22 protein-coding genes, 1 tRNA gene and 1 pseudogene are annotated in these 24,137 nt (G+C 72.1%); 12 read left to right on the top strand and 12 right to left on the bottom strand.

Features of this window, described 5'->3' with window-relative positions:
• Positions 1–12: 12 nt before the first annotated feature.
• The 6 genes and pseudogenes from F7Q99_RS17170 to F7Q99_RS17145 all read left to right on the top strand — a co-directional run bounded on the left by F7Q99_RS17170 (position 13) and on the right by F7Q99_RS17145 (position 3,672).
• On the top strand, positions 13–822 hold the full coding sequence (locus tag F7Q99_RS17170; RefSeq protein ID WP_230210248.1) for a helix-turn-helix domain-containing protein: 810 nt from the start codon (positions 13–15) through the stop codon (positions 820–822).
• A 21-nt stretch (positions 823–843) separates the two neighbouring features.
• Positions 844–1,230 (top strand): annotated as a pseudogene (locus F7Q99_RS41205) (Scr1 family TA system antitoxin-like transcriptional regulator); the annotation flags it as partial.
• Positions 1,231–1,409: 179 nt separating this feature from the next.
• Entirely contained in the window at positions 1,410–1,646 is a 237-nt protein-coding gene (locus F7Q99_RS17160) for a hypothetical protein (protein ID WP_153462521.1), read from the top strand.
• A 97-nt stretch (positions 1,647–1,743) separates the two neighbouring features.
• Complete coding sequence (locus F7Q99_RS17155; protein ID WP_153462519.1) at positions 1,744–1,986, top strand: DUF397 domain-containing protein; 243 nt, start codon at positions 1,744–1,746, stop codon at positions 1,984–1,986.
• Between the two features lie 83 nt (positions 1,987–2,069).
• Positions 2,070–2,477 carry a hypothetical protein gene (locus tag F7Q99_RS17150; protein ID WP_153462517.1) on the top strand — a complete coding sequence of 136 codons (408 nt, stop codon included), beginning with the start codon at positions 2,070–2,072 and terminating at the stop codon, positions 2,475–2,477.
• 136 nt (positions 2,478–2,613) lie between these two features.
• Complete coding sequence (locus F7Q99_RS17145; RefSeq protein ID WP_195911097.1) at positions 2,614–3,672, top strand: ferritin-like domain-containing protein; 1,059 nt, start codon at positions 2,614–2,616, stop codon at positions 3,670–3,672.
• Between the two features lie 66 nt (positions 3,673–3,738).
• Here the strand turns inward: F7Q99_RS17145 and def are convergent, their stop codons facing one another.
• The 8 genes from def to F7Q99_RS17105 all read right to left on the bottom strand — a co-directional run bounded on the left by def (position 3,739) and on the right by F7Q99_RS17105 (position 11,727).
• Positions 3,739–4,341, bottom strand: a complete 603-nt coding sequence (def, locus tag F7Q99_RS17140; protein ID WP_407697862.1) for a peptide deformylase — start codon at positions 4,339–4,341, stop codon at positions 3,739–3,741.
• A 93-nt stretch (positions 4,342–4,434) separates the two neighbouring features.
• Entirely contained in the window at positions 4,435–5,427 is a 993-nt protein-coding gene (locus F7Q99_RS17135) for a tetratricopeptide repeat protein (protein ID WP_326846765.1), read from the bottom strand.
• A 284-nt stretch (positions 5,428–5,711) separates the two neighbouring features.
• Positions 5,712–7,022 (bottom strand): metal-dependent phosphohydrolase, encoded by a 1,311-nt coding sequence (locus tag F7Q99_RS17130; RefSeq protein ID WP_326846764.1) that lies wholly within the window; start codon positions 7,020–7,022, stop codon positions 5,712–5,714.
• The gene (locus F7Q99_RS17125; protein ID WP_326846763.1) at positions 7,019–8,458 is read right to left on the bottom strand and encodes an HD-GYP domain-containing protein; all 1,440 of its coding nucleotides are present in this window, start codon (positions 8,456–8,458) and stop codon (positions 7,019–7,021) included. The genes F7Q99_RS17130 and F7Q99_RS17125 overlap by 4 nt, the downstream gene beginning before the upstream one ends.
• A 330-nt stretch (positions 8,459–8,788) precedes the next feature.
• The gene (gene rsrA / locus F7Q99_RS17120; protein WP_153462511.1) at positions 8,789–9,196 is read right to left on the bottom strand and encodes a mycothiol system anti-sigma-R factor; all 408 of its coding nucleotides are present in this window, start codon (positions 9,194–9,196) and stop codon (positions 8,789–8,791) included.
• A complete protein-coding gene (locus tag F7Q99_RS17115; protein ID WP_407697861.1) occupies positions 9,193–9,936 on the bottom strand; it encodes a sigma-70 family RNA polymerase sigma factor in 744 nt (247 codons plus the stop codon). Before F7Q99_RS17115 ends, rsrA begins: the two co-directional genes overlap by 4 nt.
• Positions 9,937–10,254: 318 nt before the next feature.
• Positions 10,255–10,893, bottom strand: coding sequence for an alpha/beta hydrolase family protein (locus F7Q99_RS17110; protein WP_153462507.1), 639 nt, complete (start codon positions 10,891–10,893; stop codon positions 10,255–10,257).
• A gap of 81 nt (positions 10,894–10,974) precedes the next feature.
• The gene (locus tag F7Q99_RS17105) at positions 10,975–11,727 is read right to left on the bottom strand and encodes an SOS response-associated peptidase (protein ID WP_153462505.1); all 753 of its coding nucleotides are present in this window, start codon (positions 11,725–11,727) and stop codon (positions 10,975–10,977) included.
• Between the two features lie 197 nt (positions 11,728–11,924).
• Here F7Q99_RS17105 and F7Q99_RS17100 point away from each other — a divergent pair, with 197 nt between their 5' ends.
• The 5 genes from F7Q99_RS17100 to hisN all read left to right on the top strand — a co-directional run bounded on the left by F7Q99_RS17100 (position 11,925) and on the right by hisN (position 16,587).
• Positions 11,925–12,656 carry a M50 family metallopeptidase gene (locus tag F7Q99_RS17100; RefSeq protein ID WP_153462503.1) on the top strand — a complete coding sequence of 244 codons (732 nt, stop codon included), beginning with the start codon at positions 11,925–11,927 and terminating at the stop codon, positions 12,654–12,656.
• Between the two features lie 121 nt (positions 12,657–12,777).
• A complete protein-coding gene (aroA, locus tag F7Q99_RS17095; protein ID WP_153462501.1) occupies positions 12,778–14,109 on the top strand; it encodes a 3-phosphoshikimate 1-carboxyvinyltransferase in 1,332 nt (443 codons plus the stop codon).
• Between the two features lie 16 nt (positions 14,110–14,125).
• Positions 14,126–15,181: a ribosome small subunit-dependent GTPase A gene (gene rsgA, locus F7Q99_RS17090; protein ID WP_153462499.1), complete on the top strand. Its 1,056-nt coding sequence runs from the start codon at positions 14,126–14,128 to the stop codon at positions 15,179–15,181.
• Between the two features lie 161 nt (positions 15,182–15,342).
• Positions 15,343–15,666, top strand: coding sequence for a DMT family transporter (locus tag F7Q99_RS17085; RefSeq protein ID WP_153462497.1), 324 nt, complete (start codon positions 15,343–15,345; stop codon positions 15,664–15,666).
• A 123-nt stretch (positions 15,667–15,789) separates the two neighbouring features.
• Complete coding sequence (gene hisN / locus F7Q99_RS17080) at positions 15,790–16,587, top strand: histidinol-phosphatase (RefSeq protein WP_153462495.1); 798 nt, start codon at positions 15,790–15,792, stop codon at positions 16,585–16,587.
• A gap of 81 nt (positions 16,588–16,668) precedes the next feature.
• Here the strand turns inward: hisN and F7Q99_RS17075 are convergent, their stop codons facing one another.
• Positions 16,669–18,147, bottom strand: coding sequence for a catalase (locus F7Q99_RS17075; protein ID WP_153462493.1), 1,479 nt, complete (start codon positions 18,145–18,147; stop codon positions 16,669–16,671).
• A 104-nt stretch (positions 18,148–18,251) separates the two neighbouring features.
• Between F7Q99_RS17075 and F7Q99_RS17070 the strand changes: the two genes are divergently transcribed.
• Positions 18,252–18,671, top strand: a complete 420-nt coding sequence (locus tag F7Q99_RS17070) for a Fur family transcriptional regulator (protein WP_153462491.1) — start codon at positions 18,252–18,254, stop codon at positions 18,669–18,671.
• Positions 18,672–18,678: 7 nt separating this feature from the next.
• Here the strand turns inward: F7Q99_RS17070 and F7Q99_RS17065 are convergent, their stop codons facing one another.
• The 3 genes from F7Q99_RS17065 to F7Q99_RS17055 all read right to left on the bottom strand — a co-directional run bounded on the left by F7Q99_RS17065 (position 18,679) and on the right by F7Q99_RS17055 (position 24,098).
• Entirely contained in the window at positions 18,679–20,667 is a 1,989-nt protein-coding gene (locus F7Q99_RS17065) for an SEL1-like repeat protein (protein ID WP_230210247.1), read from the bottom strand.
• 328 nt (positions 20,668–20,995) lie between these two features.
• Positions 20,996–21,069: transfer RNA gene (locus tag F7Q99_RS17060), tRNA-Met, on the bottom strand.
• A gap of 65 nt (positions 21,070–21,134) precedes the next feature.
• On the bottom strand, positions 21,135–24,098 hold the full coding sequence (locus F7Q99_RS17055; protein ID WP_153462489.1) for a UPF0182 family membrane protein: 2,964 nt from the start codon (positions 24,096–24,098) through the stop codon (positions 21,135–21,137).
• Positions 24,099–24,137: the final 39 nt, after the last annotated feature.

Here is a 24,137-nt window from a genome sequence, read left to right as displayed (position 1 = left end):
CGGCACAATGACTTGGGCAAAGCCCTGCGGGCGCTGCGGATCACCTCGGACAAGACAGCCGAGACCGTCGCCCGCAGGGCTTCCATGTCTCCGGCCAAGCTTTCGAAGATCGAAAACGGCAAGACGCTGCCCAGCGTGCAGGACGTGGACCTCATCCTGACTGCGCTCGGCATATCAGACGAAGCCAAGGCCGAGTTCCTAGAGGCAGCCCGCGGCGCAGCCACCGAGGAGACGGCCTGGCGGGAGCTCCGCCGTACCGGCCACTGGAAGCACCAGCATGCCATCAAGGCCATCGAAGCCCGGACAACCCTTCTCCGACTGTTCCAAGGGCAACTGGTTCCTGGGCTGCTCCAGAGCGCTGAGTACGTCTCGGCCGTGTTCTCGTTGCCCCCGGAGCTGCCTGCGGAGTCCAAGGCAAAAACAATCTCGGCCCGGCTGGAGCGCCAGGCCGTCCTGTACGACCGCCACCGAGAGTTTCATTTTGTCATCTGCGAACACGTGCTGCGGTGGCGGATCTGCCCTCCCCCTGTCATGGCGACACAATTGGATCGCCTGGTCTCACTGTCCAGGCTTCCCAATGTGACAATCGGAGTTCTTCCCCTGTCCAGGCCAATGCCGGACTTCCCGATGACATGCTTCAGCATGCATGACGATCGCCTGGTCATTGTTGAGACATTCCATTCGGAGATCACCACTCGCGATCCAAGGGATGTCGGCCTCTATCTTTCGACATTCTCCAGGTTTGATGATGCGGCGCTTCACGGGGACGACATGCGGGCACTGCTCGAAGGAATTCGAGACGAGTTCTTCCGGGAGTCATAATACGGATATCAAGGGGTTGCGATGGACGACAGGCCGGATTCAACACGGATCGCGGGTACGGAGTGGCAGGACGCCAGAACCCTCCGCCGAAACGGCATGGACAAGAAGCAGGGCGAGGGCCTCAACTGAACTCCGCTACTTCCTGCCGACCATGATCACCGGACTGCTCGCGACGCCGGAGTACGTCAATGCCAGTCTGGCCCTGATCCCCGGCGATCACTCGAACGTCATCGCCAAGAAGCTCGAACGGCAAGCGTGCTCCGCGACGCCACCAAGAACTTCACCTTTGTTTTGACGGAACAGGCCTGTCTTTGGCCGCTAGTATCAGCGCACGCTATGGCCACGCAGCTCGACCACCTGGCCTCGGTCTCCCGTTTGCCAAACGTTCGGCTGGGAGTAATCCCGGTGGAACTCGCCTGGGCTCTACGGCGCAGCGCTGCGAGCCGGGGCGGGAGATGAAATTCGCGCACTGGTCCATGGAGTCCGAGACGAGTTCTTTCGGGAACAGGAAAGCGCATCGGAATAGGCCCAACGCGCCCGTAATTTGGTGACTCGCCGAAACGATCCGAGAGTCACGGGAGCCGTCCATGTCCGCTGCGGGTTTCGTACAGCCGACCGACGCGAAGCGTCGCCGCACGCATGCGGAACTTATGGAACGGATCGACAACAACCCGATCCGGAAGGACCTGACGACCGGACGTCTGGTCGAACTGGTGGAGGCGCAGGACGGCCAGGCCCTGGTCCGGCCGCTGTTCGAACCGGATGCCCGACCGCGCCAGGTGCCCGCTGATCAGCTCACCATCCGCATCAGCCTGTGGCGCTGACCGCCTCCCCCGGATTCCCTCCCTCAAATCTTCCGCCCAAGTCCTGGGCGGGACGGGGCCGTTCCGTGCCCCGAAGCAATTCCGGAAGGTGCAGGCGATGACCGAACACAACCTGTACGAACTCGACCTCTCCGGGGTCGAGTTCAACCGCGCGTGCGGCGGCAACCAGGGCGGGGGTGATGACACCGAGACGTGCGTGACGCTCGGCGCCGTGCCACAGGCCCCGGGTGTCTACGCCATGGGCGACAGCAAGCGGCCCGACCGTGAGCCGCTGCTGTTCACCGCCGATGAGCTGGCCGAGGCCGGGATCGATCCGGCGCGGTTCGGCCTCTCGGTCTGACATCCGACCGTCCCTGACCGCCCCGGCCGCCCGCAGTCCCGTGCGGGCGGCCGGGGCACCAATGCCTGCGAGGAGAAGCGCAGTTGCACTTCCACGGCTACGAGTGGGCCGGTGACGGCCGGCTGCTGGTGAAGGAGTCGGAGCGTCGGCCCGTCGAGGGCGGAGGATTCAGGCTCTCGGAGCTTCCGCCGATGATGACGGGCTGGTGGCTGCTACGGCCGCCGGCCCAGATCCGGGGCACGTGGACGACGGCTGTCGATGCGGTCGACTGGCTCGCGAAACGCTACGAGGAGCACACTCCCGGCGGCGATCCCTGGCTGCCGATCGAGGCACGGCGCCTCCGTGCAGTCGAGCAATTGGCCGGGGCCTCCGACGTGATGTGGTCCCGGTGGGTGTCCGACAGCCGGTGGTCGGGCCAGTACGTGATCGTTTGCCCCAACAAGATCTGGCCGGACATCCCCTGTCCGGCCACGCTGGCCTCGAAGCAGTAACACCGGTCACCCCAGCCACCGCCCCCGCGCGCCGCCCGTCCGAATGAACTCGCGGGCCACAGCGGCGGCATGCGTCCGCGCACCACCCAACCCGGCTACGGTCCGGCGCAGAGCCGAACGACGAAAGGGGCCTGCCGTGACGACCGGAATCCTCGACTACCGGAGCGACGCGATCGTCCAGCTCATGAACATCGCCGAGGAGGACTGGACCGAAAAGGAGCTCAAGGACGCCCTTCAGCGGGCGATCATGCTGGAGCTCTCCACCATCCCGCCCTACGCCACCGCCCTCTGGTCGATCACCAACCCGGACAACTCCCAACCCGTCCGCCACGCCATCCGCGAGATCGTCTTCGACGAGATGTCGCACTTCGGACTGGTCTGCAACATGCTCACCAGCATCGGCGGCACCGTCGTCCTCACCGACCCGCTCACCGTCCCGAAGTACCCGGGTGAGCTCCCCGGCGGCGTCAACCCGGGTCTGGAGGTCTACCTCAGCGGGCTGACCCGGGAATCGGCAGGCCTCTTCTCCGACATCGAGAAGCCCGAGCACCCGCTCGCCTTCGCCGCCGACGGCAACACCATCGGCGCCTTCTACCAGCGCATCGCCGACGTCTTCCCGACCTTCGCCCACCTGCTCACCGGCCAGCGGCAGGTGACCTTCCCGCTCGGGTCGAGCCACGGCGCCGGCAACGACATCGTCCCGATGAACACCATCGACGACGTCCTCAACGCCATCCACATCATCCAGACCCAGGGCGAGGGCACCGACGCCTCCCCGGACAACCCCTTCCCCGGCGCCCCGGGCGAACTCGCCCACTACTACGCCTTCAAGGAGATCGCCGTCGGCAAGCGGCTCGTCCTCGACGACATGACGCAGAAGTACGAGTTCACCGGTGCCGATGTCCCGCTGCCGGACACGTCTCCGGTGGCCCGCGTCCCCGCCGGCGGCTGGGCCAACTCCCCCGGCAACGAGCCCGACCAGACCACCGCAGGCCTCCTGCATACCTTCAACCAGCAGTACAGCGACATGCTGCGCGCCCTCGAACAGGCCTGGGGCGCCACCGGGGCGGACTCGATCGGCCCGGCCATCGGACTGATGGGCCAGATGCGCCGCACCGCCCAGCAGATCAACGGCATCAAGCTCCCCGCCGACCCCCGCTTCACGTACGGCCCGGAGTGGCTCTTCGTCCAGTAGCAGCCTCCGAACAGCCCGAGGGCCGGCACGGATCATCCGCGCCGGCCCTCAACTCACTACCAGTCGTTACTCGTTCGGCGCGGTCGCGTACCGCGGCGTGCCCTCGGCCATCTGCCGCAGGGCGTCCTTGCGGTCGCGCTTCGACAGCTTGTCGATGTAGAGGGTGCCGTACAGGTGGTCGGTCTCGTGCTGGAGGCAGCGGGCGAAGAAGCCGGTGCCCTCGACCCGGATCGGCTTGCCGTCCTTGTCGACACCCGTCACCGCGGCGTAGTCCGGACGCGGCAGCTCGGCGTACGCGGTCGGGACGGACAGGCAGCCCTCATTGCCGTCGTCCAGCACGCGGCGGCGGTCGGCCGGGTACTCCTCCAGCACCGGGTTGATCATGTGGCCGATGTGGCGCACGCCCTCGTCGTCCGGGCAGTCGTAGACGAAGACCTTGAGGTCCACGCCGATCTGGTTGGCCGCCAGGCCCACGCCCTCGGCCGCGTACATCGACTGGAACATGTCGTCGATCAGCGCGGACAGCTCGCCGTCGAACGCGGTGACGTCCTTGACCTCGCGGTGCAGGACGGGGTTGCCGACGACGGTGATCGGACGGGCGGTGCCCCTGGTGAGGTCCGGCTCCTCACCGATCACCTTCACGGGAGCCTCGGGCGCCGCCCCCTCCACGTCGTGCTCGTGCTCGTGGTCGTGGTCGTGCTGCTCGGCCTGCTCCGCCATGTCTTCCGCTTCCATAGATCTACGCGTACCTCACCAGGGTACTCAGCAGACTTCTTCGAGATCCCGGTAAGCCCGGCTCCCGGGGGAGGCCGCGACCCAGCGGTCCAGCAGCGTGCGCACCAGATGGGCCGGGGCGGCGATCCCGCACTCCCGCTCCACCAGCCAGGACATCCCTGCCGCGCCGCCCTGGCTCAGGTGGCTCAGGTGGCCGGGGTGTGCGGCGTCGCCGTCGTCGTGCGGATCGTGGTGGGCGGTGTGCCCGTCGTCGGAGGCCATCCGGCTCTCCGAACAGGCCCGGCAGAGCAGCCGCACCGAGGACGTCCAGTCCTCCGCCGCGTAGCCGGCGTCCGCGACCAGCCGCTCCAGCGCGTCCCGGTCCCCCGCCGTGGCGGCCTGCAGCAGCACGACGTACGTCGGCACGGGGGACGGCGCCCACAGCTCGATCTCGTCGAACACCGGGTACGCGATCCCGTCGGCGACCCGCTCGCCGTGCGGGGCGCCGTCGTGCAGCACCACCTCGCCCCAGCGGCGGCCGGAGGACGGCAGCGGGATGGACAGCACCTCGATCCGGGCCGGGTCCAGCCGGCGGCCCCACACCACCTCGGACTCGCCGTCCGGGGAGAGCCGCACCGGCGTGGTGCCGAGGTCCAGGCAGACCGGGCCGTCCGGCTGTACGCCGGGGCCGCCGGGCAGCTTCAGCCCGTACGCCTGCCAGGCGCGGCGGGCCAGCGGCCAGTCCTGCAGGGCGGTCGCGGTGATGCCGAGGTTCCACCAGTCGGGAGCGCCTTGCTCGCGCTCGAGCAGGGCGACGGCCCGCAGGCCGGCCGAGCGGGCCTGCTCCCAGTCCCGGCGGAACTTGTGCAGCAGGGCGAGGTTGAACCAGGAGTCGGAGAGCCACGGCTCCAGGTCGGCGGCCATCACCAGCAGCGCGCCGGCGTCCTCGTAGCGGCCGTCGCCGATCAGCGTGAATGCCCGGTCGGTCGTCTGCCGCCAGGTGGCGGACGGCCGGTGCCGTGCCCGGTGGAAGATCCTCACGTTCGTCCCTGCCGTCGTCGTCCGCTCAAGTCCCGTACCACTGCTGCCGCCCCGCTCCGCAGAGGGGACTTCGGCGGGGTACGAGCCCGGGTGTCCCGGGTCGGTTTTCCACGCTACGACCGCATCCAACCACGCCCGCCCCCGACCGCGCTCCCCACCGCAGAGGTTGGGGCCCGTCCCTACCCAGCCTGCCCGCCCCGCCGCCGTGCCTCAACCCCGGCGGACCCCGGGCCGGCCGTGTCCGCGCCGCCCTCGGCCACGACCGGATCCGGGCGGTTGCCGACTCAGCCCCGGCCCTGGCCGCCCACCCGGGCCAGCGCGTCCACCACCCGCGCGTCGTACACCCGCCCGCGGCCCAGCCGCAGCACCTCCAGGGCCTGCAGCCGGCCCACCGCCTCGCCGACCCCGCGCCCGCGGGCCGCCGTGAGCAGGTCGTCGTGGGCGTTGGCCACCCGGATGATCCGGGCCGCCAGGGCCACCGAGCCGTCGCCGCCGGCCGGCCCGGCGCAGGGGTCGGCCAGCCGGGCGACCTGCTCGGCCACCTGCCGGGGCACCCCGGTGCGGCTGATCACCTCGCTGCCGAGCCGGGCGATGCGCCGCTGCTCCGCGCAGGGCAGCAGCGCGGTGGCGCCGTCCGGCACCGGCTCGACCAGCGACAACTGCCCGACGTCGTGCATCAGCGCCGCGTACTCCAGCAGGGCGAGCTCGGGGGTGCCCAGGCCCAGCTCGCGGCCCAGCGCGCACGCGGTGTCCGCGACCCGGCGGGCGTGCCCGTGCGGGGTGTAGCCGGCCACCTCGGTGGCCCGGGCCAGGCTGGCGATGGTCTGTCCGGTGGTGGCGCGGACGGCCGCGGCCCGCCGGAACGACACCTGGGCGAGCAGCAGCGGGGTGCAGAACAGCGGCAGCGCCCACAGCCCGACCTCGCCGGCCGCCAGGCTGACCAGCATCCCGGTGGCGACGATCGCCGAGCCGATCCCGAACAGCGAGCGCAGCTCGTCCTCCAGCGCCGCCGGGAAGCACAGCCCGGTGGCGGAGCACCGCAGCAGCGCCGCCAGGCTGGCGTCGCAGAGTGCGGCCAGCGCGGCGACGGCGGTCAGGAACACCCCGTACGCCGGTCCCTGCGGCGAGAAGCGGTCGACGAGGGCGCCGTTGTAGAGCGGCTGGAAGACGGCGGCGGCGAAGCCGACCCCCAGCAGCCGCCGGGCGGCGCTGTCCCGCCGGGCCGGGTCGGCCCAGGGCGGGCGCCGGTGCGGGCGGCGCGAGGTCCGGCGGATCAGGGCGAGCCCGGGTAGCCAGGCCAGCAGAAGGCCGGTGCCGGTCACCGCGACGACCTGGACGGTCCCGTGCGCGGTCGGCAGGCCGCGCAGCGGCCCGAGCAGGGCGTACGCCAGTGCGCCGGCCGCGCCGATGGGCGCCTGCTCGCGGTCGCCCGGGAGGGTGATCCGGACGCACTCGCCGAGCGCGATCAGCGCGGTGAAGGCCAGCGCGACCCCCGGCTCGACGATCCCGCGCAGCGCGACCGCCGCCAGCGCGACGGCCAGCAGCCCGGCCGCCGTCGCGTGCACCACGCCCGCGCCCCGGACGCCGCCGGTCACGGCTGCCCCGTCGTGGGAACGGTCCCGCCCTGGGCGGGCACCCCGCGCGGCGCGGCCCGGACCGGCTCGGGCACGCCGAGCGGGATGTCCGGGACGGCCTTCAGGCAGTCGCCGGGCGGCGGCGGCAGCACCGGCTGCCAGTCGTGCACGGCCAGCGCGTCGATCAGCGCCCGGACCATCACCGGGTCGAACTGGCTGCCCGAGCAGCGCTCCAGCTCGGCGACGGCCTCGGCGACGGGCCGTCCGCGCCGGTAGGAGCGGGTGGAGGTCATCGAGTCGAAGGCGTCGGCGACCGAGATGATCCGCGCGAACTCGGGGATCTGGTCGCCGGCCAGGCCGCTCGGGTAGCCGCGCCCGTCCATCCGCTCGTGGTGGTGCAGGATCCCGGCGTGCGCCTCGCCGAGGAAGGAGATCCCGCGCACCAGCTCGTAGCCGTACACCGGGTGGACCTCGACGGCCCGCCGCTCCTCCTCGCTGAGGGGACCGTTTCTGCGCAGCAGCTCGGTGGCCACGCCCAGCTTGCCGACGTCGTGCAGGATCCCGGCGAACCGCAGGGTGCGCAGCCGCTCGGCCTCCATGCCGAGCTGACCGGCGATCAGCACGGCGGCCCGGCCGACCCGTTCGCTGTGCCCGCGGGTGTAGGCGTCCTTGATCTCGACGGCCTGCACCAGCGCCTGCACCGTCGCCTGGTGGGCGTCGCGCTCGCGGTGCCCCTGGGCGAACACCCACGCCGAGATCGACAGCGGCAGCAGCGCCAGCAGCGCCGCGAACGCCCCGTACGGGCCCTGCCACAGGACGGCGACCATGAGCCCGCCGGCCGCGTGCACCAGCACCGGCAGCCCACACACCGTGCGCGCCCCGCGCAGTAGCACACCGGCTCCGCGGTCCTCGGCGAGCATCAGCATGACGCCCACCAGCACCCCGTTGACCAGGCAGAACGCGATGAGGGCGGCCAGCCCGGGCAGCAGCGCGGCGGGGAAGCGGGAGCCGAGCAGCAGCTGCGGCCCGCACAGCAGGCGGAAGGCCGCCGAGGCGGCGAAGGCGCACAGGGCGAGCTGGGAGCCGTTCCACAACTGGCGTCGCCGGCAGTGCCACCCGCCGGGGCCGCCGAACAGCGCGGCCGGCGCCGCGACCAGCGCTGCGGCGGCGGGCGGCAGCATCAGCACACCGGCGAACAGCACCGGGAAGAAAGCGTTCTCCCCGGGCCGGGAGGGCGGCCGGTCGGGCGGCAGCGGGCGGCGCAGCAGCCTGCGGACCAGCCGCAGGCAGGGCGTCGGCAGGCCCTGGGCCAGCGACTCCCAGCAGCCGTGCAGGAAGCCCAGCAGCCCGACCTTGGGCCAGTCCACCGGGGCGCCGAGCCAGTGCGGCACGCCGGGTACGGCCTCGGCCGGCAGCAGTGGCAGCAGGCAGCAGAGCGCCGCCACCGGGACGGCCACGAGGTACCGCGTCGCGCCCTCCGGCAGGGCCGCACCTGCACTGTCGGTAGCGATCTCGACCTCCCCGCCGTCCTGACCCGCTCCGCGCTCAGCGCGCCGGGCGGACCGGCGGTGAGTGTCCGTCAGGAGGATAGGCCGGTCGTCGGGCGCGAGGACGCATGATCGCGCAATGCCGCAGCTGGCGCACCGCCAACTCACTCGAACGAGTGACGGCGCGTGCGGGCGGAACGGGAGCGGCCCCGGGAACGCACGCTCCCGGGGCCGCTGAACTCCGTGTTCGGACCGATGTGTTCGGACCGGTCGGCCCGCCCTCGCCGGCGGGCCCTGCCGCTACTCCGACTGGGCGCCCGCCTCCACCGGCGCGCCCGGACGGAGCGCCGGCTGCGCCGGGCCGTCGGCCACCTCCGGGGCCGGTCGGGCGGCCTCGGCGTGGATCTCTACCGCGGTCGGGGCGGCCACCACCACCTGCTCGGTCGGGCGCTGCCCGGCGCGGATCGAGTCGATCCGGGCCAGCACCTTGCTGCGCAGATCGGCCGGGGTGTCGTCGCACCCGCAGGAGCGCTTGATCAGTGCCTTGATCGCCTGCTCCAGCCCGTACTGCCGCAGGCAGGGCGAGCACTCCTCGAAGTGCACGCGCAGCTTGGCGCAGTCGCCCTCGGGCATCTCGTTGTCGAGGAATTCATAGAGGTGGTCGAGAACCTCGCCACACTCCGTGTCGTGCGGATCGCCGCAGCTCATGAGCCCGAGCCCTTCGCTTCCTGCCCTGCCCCGCTGCCGGCCGGGACGAGCCCGCGCTCACGGGCGTAATCCTCCAGCATGCCGCGCAGCTGACGACGGCCGCGGTGCAGCCGGGACATCACCGTACCGATGGGAGTACCCATGATGTCCGCGATCTCCTTGTACGCAAAGCCTTCTACGTCCGCGAGATAGACGGCGATCCGGAATTCCTCGGGGATGGCCTGGAGGGCGTCCTTCACGTCGCTGTCCGGGAGGTGGTCGAGCGCCTGGGTCTCGGCCGAGCGCAGACCGGTCGACATGTGCGACTCGGCGCGGGCCAGCTGCCAGTCCTCGATCTCCTCGGCGGCGGTGCGCTGGGGCTCCCGCTGCTTCTTGCGGTACGAGTTGATGAACGTGTTGGTGAGGATGCGGTACAGCCAGGCCTTGAGGTTCGTGCCCTCGCGGAACTGGTGGAAGGACGCGTACGCCTTGGCGAACGCCTCCTGGAGCAGGTCCTCCGCGTCGGCCGGGTTGCGCGTCATGCGCAGCGCGGCCGAGTACATCGGATCCAGGTAGCCCAGGGCGTCGCGCTCGAAGCGCTCCCGCCGGGCCTCCTCGCCCTCCTCCGCCGACACCCTGAAGGTGTCCTCGCCGATCGCCTCGGCCAGTTCCTCACCGGTGAGCGCCTCGCCCCCGGGGCGGCCCTCATCCGGGCCCCGGCCAGGCTCGGCCTCGTGCTCGGTCCCGACGACCGGACCCACCTCCTCGGCATGGCGGACACGGCCCACCGCGGGCCGCCCCGAAAGCGAGGATATCGGGCTGACGGGCTTCTCGCCCGCGACAATCCAGTCGGACCAGGTGGGAGCGAAAGCCGTCGCGGCCTCGCGCTCCTCCGGCCGCTCGGGGCACGCGATCGAACCCATCTGCCCTGCCTCTCACCGGGAATCGTTCTGACGAGGGTGTCAACCACGCCGCCCCCGCCCGCATTCCCGCCCGGGCCGACGTTTCACCCCCGCGAGTGAGCGAGCGGAAACTCCCTGCTCACGGCCGGTCCCGCGGCCGGCGAGCGGTCGGACCGGTCAGGCGCTCAGCCCCAGCACCCAGTCCCCGACCGCCCCGCAGATCAGCTCCAGCACCTCGTCCTGCCCCACCGGCGCCCGCTTGGGCACCTCGAAGCCGTGGCTGCCGTACGGCACCGGCACCATGACGTGCCCCGCCGGCAGCTCCGGGAACTCCGCGGGCCCGCCGAACGGATCCGCCGCGCTCTGCACCACCAGCGTCGGCAGCCCCGACTCCAGCAGCTCCTCGGCCCGGCTCTTCTCCGGCTTGCCCGGCGGATGCAGCGGGAACGCCAGCGCCACCACGCCCACCGCCCCAGTGGCCACGCCGGTCCGGCAGGCCACCCGGGCCCCGGCGCTGCGCCCGCCGACCACCAGCGGCAGCCCCTGCCCGGCCAGCCGCTCCGCGACCGGCGTCCAGCCGAGGTCCAGGGTCCGCGGCGCCGGGCCGAGCTTCTTCCCGGCCACCCGCCACGGCTGCTCGACCAGCGCCACGGCGATCCCGCGTGCCGGCAGCGCCGCGGCCAGCGCCACCAGGTCCCGAGCCCCGATCCCGCCACCGGCGCCGTGTCCGAGCGCCAGCAGCGCCTTCGGCGCCGCCGCCCGGTGGTAGGTGATCCGGGCGTCCCCGGCCTCGGTGGGGACGAGTTCGGTGGTCATCGCGGCGACTCCAGCAACGTCGGGGTTCTCCGGAAGTCCGGAGGAATTCAGGGGAATTCGGAGGAAGGAAGTCGGAGAACGTCAGAACAGGGTGGTCTCGTATTCGACCTCGACCCACGGCTCCTTGAGCTCCGGGCCGTTGTTGCGGATGTTGCCGACCGCCGGCGACACCGGGGTGGCCCGCAGCGCACCGGGCGGCGGGGGTATCAGCAGCCGGCGCAGCTCGTCCGGGTCGCTCAGCCCCGGGTCCAGCCAGTCGTCGAAGGAGGACGGGTCGAGGAACAGCGGCATCCGCTCGTGGATGGGCGCGAGCAGCTCCTCCGCGTCGGTGGTGACGACGGCGAAGGTCACCAGCCAGGCCTGCGGGTCGCCGGGCGGCACCGACCGGTTGCGCCAGAACTCGTACAGCCCGGCCAGCGCCAGCGGGGTGCCGTCCGCCCGGGAGACGAAGAACGGCTTCTTGCGCGGCTTGCCCCGCTCGCCCGGCACCGTCTGCCACTCGTAGTAGCCGTCCACCGGCAGGATGCACCGGCGCGAGGCGAAGGCCTGCCGGTACGCGGGCTTCTCGTGCACGGTGTCCGCGCGGGCGTTGATCATCTTCACCGCCGTCTCCGCGGAGTTCGACCACTGCGGCACCAGCCCCCAGCGCAGCACCCGCAGCTGCCGCACCGCCCGTGCCCGGCCCTTGGCCAGGCGCTCCAGCACCACGAAGGCGCTGCCGGTGGGGGCGACGTTCCAGCTGGGCGCCAGCGTCTCCGCGGGATCCCACTGCTCGACGCCGAAGATCTCGACGATGTCCTCGGGCTTGCTGCTGGAGGCGAACCGACCGCACATGCGGGCCAGCTTGCCATGCCTGCCGCCCTCACCATCTCGCCGCAGAACCCCCCGAAGCCCCACCGAAGCTCCGTGGGAACCCCGCCGAAGGCACATCCGAGGCCCATCGGAGGCAACCACCCGCTCCCGCTGGCCCGTCCTGGCATGGGAGGCTGCCCCGAACGGCCCAGCGCAGCGAACGGAGGCGAAGCACAGAGATGAGCGCGAACCCGACCGGACAGAACCTCGGCGAACTGTGGGACCGGGTCGCCGGCACCCAGCCCGCCCCGCCCGGCTGGCTGGTCCTCGCCACCGGCGCCGCCGCCCTGCTCGCGGTGCTCGCCCGCCCCCTGTGGCACGTCACCCGCAACGCCGTGACCATCGCCCACGAGGGCGGCCACGGCCTCGCCGCCCTCGCCACCGGCCGCAAGCTCGCCGGCATCCGGCTGCACTCCGACACCTCCGGCCTCACCCTCTCCTACGGCCGGCCCACCGGCCCCGGCATGGTCCTCACCGCCGCCGCCGGCTACACCGCCCCCGCACTGCTGGGCCTCGGCTGCGCCGCCCTGCTCGCGGCCGACCGGATCACCCTGCTGCTCTGGCTGGCGATCGCCCTGCTGCTCGCCCTGCTGATCCGGGTCCGCAACGCCTTCGGCCTGTTCACCGTGCTGGTCGCCGGCGCCGCGTTCTTCCTGGTCTCCTGGTTCGGCAGCGCCGAGGTCCAGGCCGGCTTCGCCTACCTCGGCTGCTGGTTCCTGCTCTTCGGCGCCGTCCGCCCCGTCCTGGAGCTCCAGCACCAGCGCCGCACCGGCTGGGCCCGCGACTCCGACGCCGACCAGCTCGCCCGGCTCACCCACATCCCCGGCCTGGCCTGGGTCACCGTCTTCCTGCTGATCGCCCTCGCCTGCCTGGCCATGGGCGCGAGCTGGCTGCTCCAGCCGCTGCAGTAGGCGCCCGCACAGGCCGAGGGGGCGCGCACCCGAGCCGAGCGCCCGGGCGCGAGCGGGCGGGTGCCTGTCCGCCATCCGGCCGGGACGGGGACCGTTCCGGTACGGCCCCTAGACTTGCCGCATGACCGAAACCCTGTGGCCCGCACCCGTCGCGACCACCCCCGTCGACGCCACCGTCACCATCCCCGGCTCCAAGTCGGTCACCAACCGGGCCCTGGTGCTGGCGGCACTCGCCGACGAGCCCGGCTGGGTGCGCCGCCCGCTGCGCAGCCGCGACTCCCAGCTGATGGCCGACGGCCTGCGCGCCCTGGGCGTCGGCATCGAGGAGAAGGTCAACAACGACTCCGGCGGCACCGGCGGCGGCGAGGCCTGGCGGGTCATCCCCGCCCCCGCCCTGCTCGGCCCGGCCTCGATCGACGTCGGCAACGCCGGCACGGTCATGCGCTTCCTGCCCCCGCTGGCCGTCCTCGCCGACGGCCCGGTGCACTTCGACGGCGACCCGCGCAGCCACGAGCGCCCCCAGCACGGCGTCATCAACGCCCTGCGCGCACTCGGCGCCCGCATCGAGGACGACGGCCGGGGCACCTTCCCGCTCACCGTGGTCGGCACCGGCGGCCTGGACGGCGGCCCGGTCGAGCTGGACGCCTCCTCCTCGTCCCAGTTCGTGTCCGCCCTGCTGCTCTCCGGCGCCCGCTACAACCACGGCGTCGAGGTCCGGCACGTCGGCGGCCCGGTGCCGTCGCTGCCGCACATCCGGATGACGGTCGAGATGCTGCGCAAGGCCGGCGTCCAGGTCGACGCGCCGGAGGACGGCGGCGAGAAGGACGTCTGGCGGGTCACCCCCGGCGCCCTGATCGGCCGCGACCTGGTCGTCGAGCCCGACCTGTCCAACGCCGCGCCGTTCTTCGCCGCGGCCCTGGTCACCGGCGGCCGGGTGACCGTCCGCGACTGGCCCAGGCACACCACCCAGCCCGGCGACCGGCTGCGCGAGATCTACACCCGGATGGGCGGCGCCTGCGAGTTCACCGACGAGGGCCTGCAGTTCACCGGCACCGGCCGCATCCACGGCATCGAGGTCGACCTGCACGACGTCGGCGAGCTCACCCCGGTGATCGCCGCCGCCGCCGCGCTCGCCGACTCCGAGTCCCACCTGTACGGCATCGCCCACCTGCGGCTGCACGAGACCGACCGGCTCGCCGCGCTCGCCAAGGAGATCAACGACCTCGGCGGCGACGTCACCGAGACCGAGGACGGCCTGCGGATCCGCCCCCGCCCGCTGCGCGGCGGCGTCTTCCACACCTACGAGGACCACCGCCTGGCCACCGCCGCCGCGGTGATCGGCCTGGCCGTGCCCGGCGTGCAGGTGGAGAACGTGGCCACCACCGCCAAGACCCTGCCCGACTTCCCTGCGCTGTGGGCGGACCTGCTCGGCGACGCGGCGGCGGACGCCTGAGCGGGGACTGAACACCATGCGCCGCTACGGCAAGGACGCCGACGAGGACGACATCCGCAACCGCCCCGCCCGCCGGGGCTCCCGGCCGCGGACCCGGATCCGGCCCAAGCACGAGGACGCCGCCGAGGCGATGGTGCTGACGGTCGACCGCGGCCGGCTCACCTGCCTGGTCGACCCGGGGACGAAGCAGGAGCGCGAGGTCGTCGCGATGAAGGCCCGTGAGCTGGGCCGCAAGGGCGTCGTCGTCGGCGACGTCGTCAACCTGGTCGGCGACCTCTCCGGGGACGCCGACACCCTGGCCCGGATCGTCCGGGTCGAGGAGCGCAGCTCGGTGCTGCGGCGCACCGCGGACGACGACGACCCGTACGAGCGGATCGTCGTCGCCAACGCCGAACAGCTCGCCATCGTCACCGCCCTGGCCGACCCGGAGCCCCGGCCCCGGCTGATCGACCGCTGCCTGGTGGCCGCCTACGACGCGGGCATGGACCCGCTGCTGGTGCTCACCAAGTCCGACCTCGCCTCGGCCGAACCGCTGCTGGAGTCCTACGCGCCGCTCGGCATCAGCTACGTGGTCACCCGCCGGGACGAGCTGGAGACCGCCGGCGCCGAGGCCGTCCGCGAGCACCTGCGCGGCCGCTCCACCGTGTTCATCGGCCACTCCGGCGTCGGCAAGACCACCCTGGTCAACGCCCTCGTCCCGGACCGCCAGCGGCAGACCGGCCGCGTCAACGCCGTGACCGGCCGCGGCCGGCACACCACCGTCTCCGCCCTGGCGCTGCGGCTGCCCCCGCCGCCCGGTGCCAAGGCCGGCTCCAAGAAGGCGCTGAACCCGGGATGGGTGATCGACACCCCCGGCTTCCGCTCCTTCGGCCTCTCGCACATCGACCCGTCCAGGGTCATCCACGCCTTCCCCGACCTGGAACCCGGCACCGCCGACTGCCCGCGCGCGTGCAGCCACGACGAGCCGGACTGCGCCCTGGACGCCTGGGTCGCCGACGGCCACGCCGAGGCCGCCCGGCTCTACTCGCTGCGCCGCCTGCTCGCCAGCAAGGAGGCCCGCGAGGGCGACTGACCCGACGCCCCGGCACGGCGCGCCGTTCCCCGAACTGTGCGCAGTGCCGTTCCTCGGGGTTCGCGGGCCCGTTCGAGGTGTCGGACCGCGCCGGCCTGGTGATCATAGGAAAGTCGGGCCGCAGCGCGGTCCGGCCCGTCGATCGACAGGGAGGGCACACGATGGCATGGGCCCTGGTGGTCCTGGCCGGCCTGCTGGAGACCGGCTTCGCGATCAACCTCAAGCTCAGCGAGGGTTTCACCAGGCTCTGGCCCACCATCAGCTTCTGCGTGTTCGCCCTCGGCAGCTTCGGCCTGCTCACCCTCTCCCTGAAGAGCCTTCCGGTCGGCCCCGCGTACGCGGTGTGGACCGGCATCGGCGCGGCCGGCACCGCCATCTACGGCATGGTCTTCCTGGACGAGGCCACCTCCGTGCTCAAGGTGGTCTCGATCTCCCTGGTGATCGCCGGCGTCATCGGCCTCCAGCTCAGCGGCTCCGCCCACTGATGGAACACCTGAGGGAACACCTGAAGGCACCCGGGAGCGCGTCCGCGAGGACATCCAGGCCGGGACCGTCCGCTCCGCGAGCCCGGCTGTCCCGATCCGGGCGGGCTCGCTAGGGTTTCGGACATGGCCGACTACCACGACGATCTCCGACTCGCCCACGTCCTCGCCGACTCGGCCGACTCGGTCACCCTGGAGCGTTTCCGCGCCCTCGACCTCGCGATCGAGACCAAGCCCGACCTCACCCCGGTCAGCGACGCCGACAAGGCCGCCGAGGAACTCGTCCGCAGCGTGCTCCAGCGCGCCCGCCCGCGCGACGCGGTGCTCGGCGAGGAGTTCGGCCTGCAGGGCTCCGGCCCGCGCCGCTGGGTCGTCGACCCGATCGACGGCACCAAGAACTACATCCGCGGCGTCCCGGTCTGGGCCACCCTGATCGCCCTGCTGGAGGACGGCCCGGACGGCGTCGAGCGCCCCGTGGTCGGCATCGTCTCCGCCCCCGCGCTGAACCGCCGCTGGTGGGCCGCCAAGGGCCTCGGCGCCTTCGCCGGCCGCAGCCTGGCCAAGGCCTCCCGGATCCACGTCTCCGGCGTCTCGCGGATCGAGGACGCCTCGTTCTCCTACTCCTCGCTCTCCGGCTGGGAGGAGCGCGGGCGCCTCGACCCGTTCCTCGACCTCACCCGGGCCTGCTGGCGCACCCGCGCCTACGGCGACTTCTGGTCCTACATGATGGTCGCCGAGGGCGCCGTGGACATCGCCGCCGAACCCGAGCTGTCGCTCTGGGACATGGCCGCGAACTGCATCATCGTCGAGGAGGCCGGCGGCCGCTTCACCGGCCTCGACGGCATCCCCGGCCCGGGCGGCGCGGACGCCGTCGCCAGCAACGGCCTGCTCCACGAGGAGACACTGCGCCGGCTGAGCGTCTGACGCCGCTGCGGACATGGTGCGGGCCCGGTCGACCGGTCATCCGATCGACCGGACCCGCCGCTCAGGTGGGCTCGGCCCGGGTCACCGCTGCTTGCGCAGCTCCCGGACGGCCGTCTCCAGCCGCTGCCCGTAATCGGCGTCGGCCTTGCGGAAGTTGTCGATCGCCCGCTCGACGATGTCCTCGCGGTCGGCGGAGACCTTGGCGATGAAGCCGGCCAGGTTGGCGATCAGCCGCTGCTTCTCGTCCTCGGAGAACAGCCGGTACAGGTTGCCCGCCTGCACGAAGTCGTCGTCCTCGGCGTGCGTGGGCGCCGCGTGGTTGCCGGTGGCGCCGCCGACCGGGGTCGCGGCCCACAGCGGGCGGCCGGTCTGCACCGGGCCGCCGAAGCTGTTCGGCTCGTAGTTCTTCTGGCGGCCGTGACGGCCGTCGTACAGGTGGCCGTCGCGGCTGTTGGTGCGCGCCTCGGTGGCGTGCGGGCGGTTCACGGGCAGGTGGTCGGCGTTGATGCCGACGCGGTAGCGGTGCGCGTCGGCGTAGGCGAACAGGCGGCCCTGGAGCATCTTGTCCGGGGACGGACCGATGCCGGGCACGAAGTGCGCCGGGGAGAAGATCGACTGCTCGACCTCGGCGAAGATGTTGTCCGGGTTGCGGTTGAGTTCCAGCCTGCCGATCTCGACCGGCGGGTAGTCCGCGTGCGGCCAGACCTTGGTCAGGTCGAACGGGTTGAAGCGGTAGGCCGCCGCGTCGGTCGCCGGCATGATCTGCACCTGGACGGTCCAGGTGGGGAACTCGCCACGCTCGATCGCCTCGCGCAGGTCGCGCTGGTGGCTGTCCGGGTCCTCGCCGGCGAGCTTGTTGGCCTCGTCCTGGGAGAGGTTCCTGATCCCCTGGTCGGTCTTGAAGTGGTACTTGACCCAGAAGTACTCGCCGGCCTCGTTCTGCCACTGGAAGGTGTGCGAGCCGTAACCGTTCATGTGGCGGTAGGAGGCCGGGATGCCGCGGTCGCCGAACAGCCAGGTCACCTGGTGGGTCGACTCGGGCGACAGGCCCCAGAAGTCCCAGACGTTGTCCGCCTCCTGCGAGCCGGTGTACGGGTCCCGCTTCTGGGTGTGGATGAAGTCGGGGAACTTGACGGCGTCCTTGATGAAGAACACCGGGGTGTTGTTGCCGACGAGGTCGTAGTTGCCCTCCTCGGTGTAGAACTTCACCGCGAAGCCACGCGGGTCGCGGACGGCGTCGGCGGAGCCGAGGTTGCCGGCCACGGTGGAGAACCGCAGGAAGACCTCGGTCTGCTTGCCGGTCTCGGAGAGGAACGCGGCCCGGGTGTAGGGCGTCACGTCGGCGGTCACCGTGAAGGTGCCGTAGGCCGCCGCGCCGCGGGCGTGCACCACGCGCTCCGGGATCCGCTCGCGGTTGAAGTGCGCGAGCTTCTCGAACAGCTGCTGGTCCTGGATGAGTGCCGGGCCGCCGACTCCGGCCGTCTCGGTGTTCTGGTTGTCGGCGACGGGGGCACCCGCCTCCGTGGTGAGGGTGGGGCGCAGCTCGTCCTGGGTCGTCATAAGAGGGTGCCTCCGCGTGATCCGTCGTGACGACTCGATCCTAACTTGGACTTTGTCCAAGTCAACACTGGAACCAATCTCGGATCGTCACTTAGGCTGTCCCCATGAGCGACCTGCTGGAACGACTTCGCGGACGGGGATGGCGGCTCACCTCGCAGCGCCGGGTCGTGGCCGAGGTCCTCGACGGCGAGCACGTCCACCTCACCGCGGACGAGGTGCACGCCCGCGCCGTCCAGCGCCTGCCCGAGATCAGCCGCGCGACGGTCTACAACACGCTCGGCGAGCTCGTCGGCCTCGGCGAGGTCCTGGAGGTCGCCACCGACGGCCGCGCCAAGCGCTACGACCCCAATGCCCACCACGCCCACCAGCACCTGATCTGCTCGGGCTGCGGCGCGATCCGCGACGTCCACCCACAGGGCGACCCACTGGCCGCCCTGCCCGTCGCCGAGCGCTTCGGGTTCGTCCTCTCCGGCGCCGAGATCACCTACCGCGGGCTCTGCCCCGACTGCGCCCGCAGGCCGTAATAGGGCGCTACGCGCTCAGCTCCGCGTGCAACGCGCCCAGCAGGCGCCCAGCCCGCTCCGCCACCTCGGCCGGCCCGTAGTCGGCCGCCCGGCGGCACCAGTTCTCCGCCTGCACCGGCTCGCCCCGGCGCAGCGCCAGCAGCGCGAGACGCAGCGCCGCCCGCCCGTGCCCGGCGTCCGCCGCCCGGGTGTACCAGAGCATCGCCTCGGCCTCGCTGTCCTGCCGCGCCAGCAGCAGCCCCAGGTTGAACGCCGCACTGCGGCTGCCGGCCTCCGCCGCCCGCCGGTACCAGCTCTCGGCGATCTCCAGTGCACCCCGCTCGGCCGCCCGCACGCCCATCCGCACCTGCGCCCGCCGGTGCCCGGCGTCCGCCGCCACCGCGTACCAGTGCTCGGCCTCCGCGTCCGCGTCACCGCGCCGGTCCAGCACCGAGGCCAGCCGGAACGCGCCCTCCGCCGAACCGCCGGCCGCCGCCTGCCGGTAGCGCTCCAGCGCCCCGGCCAGGTTTCCTCGCTGCTCCTGGACGACCGCGAGCTGCAGAGCCGCCTCGCCGTGCCCCTCGGCGGCGGCCCGCGCGTACCACTCGTACGCCTGCCGCTGCTCGCCGCGCCCGGCGTGCAGCACACCCAGGTTGAACGCACCGTCGACGCTGCCGGCCTCGGCCGCCTTGGAGAACCACGGCTCGGCGCCGGACTCGTCGCCGCGTTGCAGCAGCACCACGGCCAGCGCGTTGCACGCCTCCCGGTGCCCGGCGTACGCGGCCCGGCGGTACCACTGTTCGGCCTGCTGCTCCCGGCCGGTGCCGGCGCACAGCAGGCCGAGGTTGAAGGCGCCGTTCTGGTCGCCCGCGTCCAGGGCGGTGCGGTACCAGTGCTCGGCCTCCTTGGCCTCGCCGCGGCTCGCGTGCAGCGCGCCCAGCGCGTTGGCGGCGTTGCCGTCGCCGGCCTCGGCGGCCTCCTGCCACCACTCGGCGGCGGCGGTGACGTCCCCGAAGTCGCGCAGCAGGAAGCCCAGCGCGCAGGCGGCCCGCGGCTCGCCGTTCTGCGCGGACTGCCGGTACCAGCGGGCGGCCTCGTCGAGCAGCGACTGGTCGGCGGCGGCGCGCTCCTCCAGCAGCACGCCGAGCCGCAGCGCGGCCCGGGCGTGGCTGCGCGCGGCGGCGGTGCGGTACCAGGTCTCGGCGGTCTCCTTGTCCCCGGCGGCCTCGCGCATCCGGGCCAGGCGGTAGGCGGCCTCCCGGTGGCCGGCGTCGGCGGAGACCTTGAACCAGCGCTCGGCGCGGACGTCGCGCCGGTGCTCCATCAGGTCGCCCAGCGCGTAGGCGCCGAGCGGGTGGCCGTGGTCGGCGGCGAAGTGCAGCCAGTACTCGGCGGCCTCCTCCTCGCCCTGGTCGCGTAGTTGGAGCCCGAGCGCGTGCGCGGCGGGCGCGCTGCCGGCGACGGCGGCCTGGCGCCACCACTGGGCGGCCTCGCCGCGGTGGCCCTGCTGGTGCAGCAGCACGCCGAGGTTGTTGGCGGCGGCGCGCACCCCGGCGGCCGCGGCGGCGCGCAGGTACGGCTCGGAATCCTCCAGGTCGCCGCGGCGCAGCAGCAGCGTGCCGAGCCGGCAGGCGGCGTCGGGGTCGCCGTCGTCGGCGGCCTGGCGGTGCCGGGACTCCAGGGCGGCCTGCTCGCGGGCGGCCAGCGCGCTCTCGAAGCTGGTGGTGTCCAGCCCGGCCGGGTCGAGAGAACCGGCGGCGAGGGCACCGGAGCCGAGCGGGCCGTCTTCGCCGTCCGCGCCGTACGAGCCGACGGCGGCGGCGAACTGACGGGTGGACACGTGCACCAGGCTGTCGGGGCCGTAGCCGGCCGAGGGGCGGCGCTCGGACAGGCCGCTGGTGCGCTGGGCGGGCAGGGCGCCGAGCCGGCTCTCGGGGCTCTCCGCCCAGGAGTCGGTGTCCGCCTCGGTGGCCGCCGCGGACTTGGCGCCTGACCCGTACTTGCCGATCAGCCTCATGCCGACTCCCGCTCCCCCAGAGTGTCGCGGCGCCCGGGGAGGTGCCGGACCCGACGGCTGGTCAGCAGCCGGCCACCGTCCCCCACGTGTCCCATCGTCGCATCACCCGCAACCCGCGTACACCTGCCCCGGCCGAATTCGGGCCGGGCAGCCCCGAAGCCGACGGAATTGCTTCGGCGCTTTGTCGATTTCCCGACACTTCAACCCCACAAACCCCTGTGCCGTCGTCGTTGGCGACGGTCGATAGTACCGGAGCGGTTCCCACCGCTTCGGGGTGAAAACACCAGAGGCCCGGAGGAAGGAATCCTCCGGGCCTCTGGCCACTGAGTAGCGGGGACAGGATTTGAACCTGCGACCTCTGGGTTATGAGCCCAGCGAGCTACCGAGCTGCTCCACCCCGCGTCGGTGGTTAAACCATAGCACGGGTGCGGGGTGGGACGTGAATCGGTTGTCGCAGCTCAGCGGGGTCACGGCTTCGGGCTCGGCGATCCGCCCGGGGTCGCGGCCGCGCTCGGGGTCGCCGCCGGGCCGGCGCCGCGGGCCGCCTCGGCCGCCTTCAGCGCGTCGCCGAGCGCCTTCTGGGCGTTGCCGTATGCCACCCAGTCGCCGTTCCTGAACGCGGTCTGACTGTCGTTGTACGCCTTCTCCGCGTCCGAGAGCGCCTTCTGCAGCTCCGGCGAGATCGTCCCGCCCGGCGTCGGCGTGGCCGGCGCGGTGGGCGTCGGCGTCGTCGGCGCCGTCGGCGTGCCCGGGTTCGTCGGCGTGCTGGGGGCGGTGGGCGTCGCCGCGGGGGCGGCGCCGGCGAAGACCTTCTTCAGAGCCTCCTCCAGGGTGTTCTCGAACGCCACGTTGTCGTTCCCGTACACCGCCAGGACCTTCTGCAGCGTCGGGTACTTGGCGCCGCGTCCACGCACGTACACCGGCTCGACGTTGAGCAGACCGCCGCCGACCGGCAGGGTCAGCAGGTTGCCGTACTCCAGGTCCGAGTCGCCGCCGCTCTTCAGCAGTGTGATCTGCTGGGCCACCTCCTGCCGGGAGTTGAACTGCGACTGCACCAGGTTCGGGCCGAGCGTCTTGCTGTCCCCCGGCACCTTGAGGATCCGGAGCCTCCCGTAGTCCGGCCCCGGGTCGGCGTCGACCGCCATGAAGGCCGCCAGGTTCTCCCGGCCGTTCGGCACGAAGGTGCTGGTCAGCGAGAAGCTCGCCGAGGTGACCGCCGGGTCCGGCATCCGCACCGTCAGGTAGTACGGCGGCTGGACCTGCTTGGTGTCGCTGGTCGGGTCCACCGGGACCTGCCAGATGTCGCTGCCGTTGAAGAAGGAGTTGGCGTCGGTCACGTGGTACTGGCCGAGCAGGTCGCGCTGCACCTTGAACATGTCCTGCGGGTACCGCAGGTGCGGCAGCAGCGTGGCCGGGATGTCCGCCTTCGGCTGGACGGTGTCCGGGAACGCCTTCATCCAGGTCTTCAGCACCGGGTCGTTCTCGTCCCACTGGTAGAGCTTCACCTCGCCGGTGTACGCGTCGACCGTGGCCTTGACCGAGTTGCGGATGTAGTTGACCTGGCTGGCGACGGTCAGCAGTTCACCGCGCTGGTTGGTCAGCGAGTCCTTGGTGGCGGTGCCCAGCGTCGTCTTGGACGAGAACGGGTAGCCGTCCGAGGTGGTGTAGCCGTCCAGCACCCAGACCACCCGGCCGTTCTGCACCACCGGGTACGGGTCGGCGTCGATCGACAGCCACGGGGCGACCTTCTCCACCCGCTCCTTCGGCGTCCGGTTGTAGATCACCTTCGCGCCGTCGGTGATGGCGCCCGCGTACAGGATCTGCGGCTCGGCGAAGCGCACCGCGTACGCGGCCCGGGTGATCGGATTGTCCAGCGAGACACCGCTGTTGCCGGCGTACTGGTACTGCTTGTTCTCGCCGGTCTCGGTGGTGTAGTCGATCTCCTGGTTCGAGCCGCCGACGATCGAGTACGTCGTCGTCTTCTCGCCGTAGTAGACCCGCTGCTCGTAGTCGCCCAGCGCACCGGTGGCCGGCAGGCCCGACTCGGTGAACACCGGCTGGCCCTTGTCGTTGACCTGGTTGCCCTTGGCGACCACCGCGCCGTAGCCGTGCGTGTACTTGAAGTGGTCGTTGATCCAGTTGCGCTGCACCCCGTTGAGGTCCAGCTCGCGCAGGCCGATCACGGTGTCCTGCTTGCCCGCGCCCGCGCCGTAGCGGTCCACGTCCAGCGTGTTCGGGAAGGCGTAGTAGTTGCGCTGCTGCTCGATCGACTGGAACGTCGGCGAGACGATGTTCGGGTCCAGCAGGCGGATGTCCGCGACGGTCTGCGCGTCCGGCTTCAGCGCGTCCGCCGTCGTCGAACCCTGCGGGGTGTACTGGGAGGTCTGCGCGTCCGCGATCCCGTACGCCTGCCGCGTCGCGTCGATGTTCTTCTGGATGTAGGGCGTCTCCTTGGCCTGCTCGTTCGGCTTGACCTGGAACTGCTGCACGATCGCCGGATACACCCCGCCGATCAGCACCGCCGACAGCACCATCAGCCCGAGGCCGATCAGCGCCGGCGCCCACGTCCGGCGGACCGGGGTCAGGAAGAACAGCGCCGCACAGATGATCGCGACGAAGAACAGGATCGTCTTGGCCGGCAGGAACGCGTTCGCGTCCACGTACCGCAGCCCCGTCCAGCCCGAAACACCCTTGTACGAGCCGGTCTTCACCGCCAGCGCGTACCGGTCCAGCCAGTACGCGACCGCCTTCAGCAGCACGAACACGCCCAGCAGCACCGCCAGATGCCCCTGCGCGCCCGCACTCGCCCGCCGACCCGGGCCCTGCAGCCGCAGCCCCCCGTACAGGTAGTGCACCAGCACCGAGGTCAGCAGCGAGACGATCACCGCGCTGAACGCGAAGCCCAGCACGAACTCGTAGAACGGCAGGTCGAAGGCGTAGAACGACACGTCCATGCCGAACTGCGCGTCCTTCTCGCCGAACGACGTCGCGTTCGTCCACATCAGCCAGGTACGCCACTGCCCGGACGCCGCCGCCCCCGCCACCAGGCCGATCACCAGCGAGATCCCGATCAGCGCCCAGCGCTTGAACGGCGCCAGCCCCGCCCGGTAGCGGTCCAGGCTCTGCTGCTCGACCGACATCGCCGACAGCGGCGGCCGCAGCCGGTGCGCCAGCCAGGTGTTGAAGCCGACGATCACTGCCATCAGCAGCCCGAAGACCGCGAACAGGCCGACCTTCGTCCACAGTTGCGTGGTGAACACCGACGAGTAGTGGACCGACCTGAACCACAGCCAGTCCGTCCAGAACCCGGCGAACATGACGAACAGCAGGAACAGCACCGCGAGCACGCCCAGGGTCAGCAGGGCCACCCGCGCCCGCCGGGAGGGCGGGCCTACCCTGCGCCGGAATCCCGGCCCTGAGCGTTCCGGCATCTGGAATACCACGGTGGCCCCTCAGCTGTGTCGTCTGGA

This window comes from Streptomyces kaniharaensis (genome assembly GCF_009569385.1).
GTDB lineage: Bacteria > Actinomycetota > Actinomycetes > Streptomycetales > Streptomycetaceae > Kitasatospora > Kitasatospora kaniharaensis.
The sequence above is the reverse complement of the archived record's forward strand: the minus strand, read 5'-3'. Positions and strand labels throughout refer to the sequence as shown.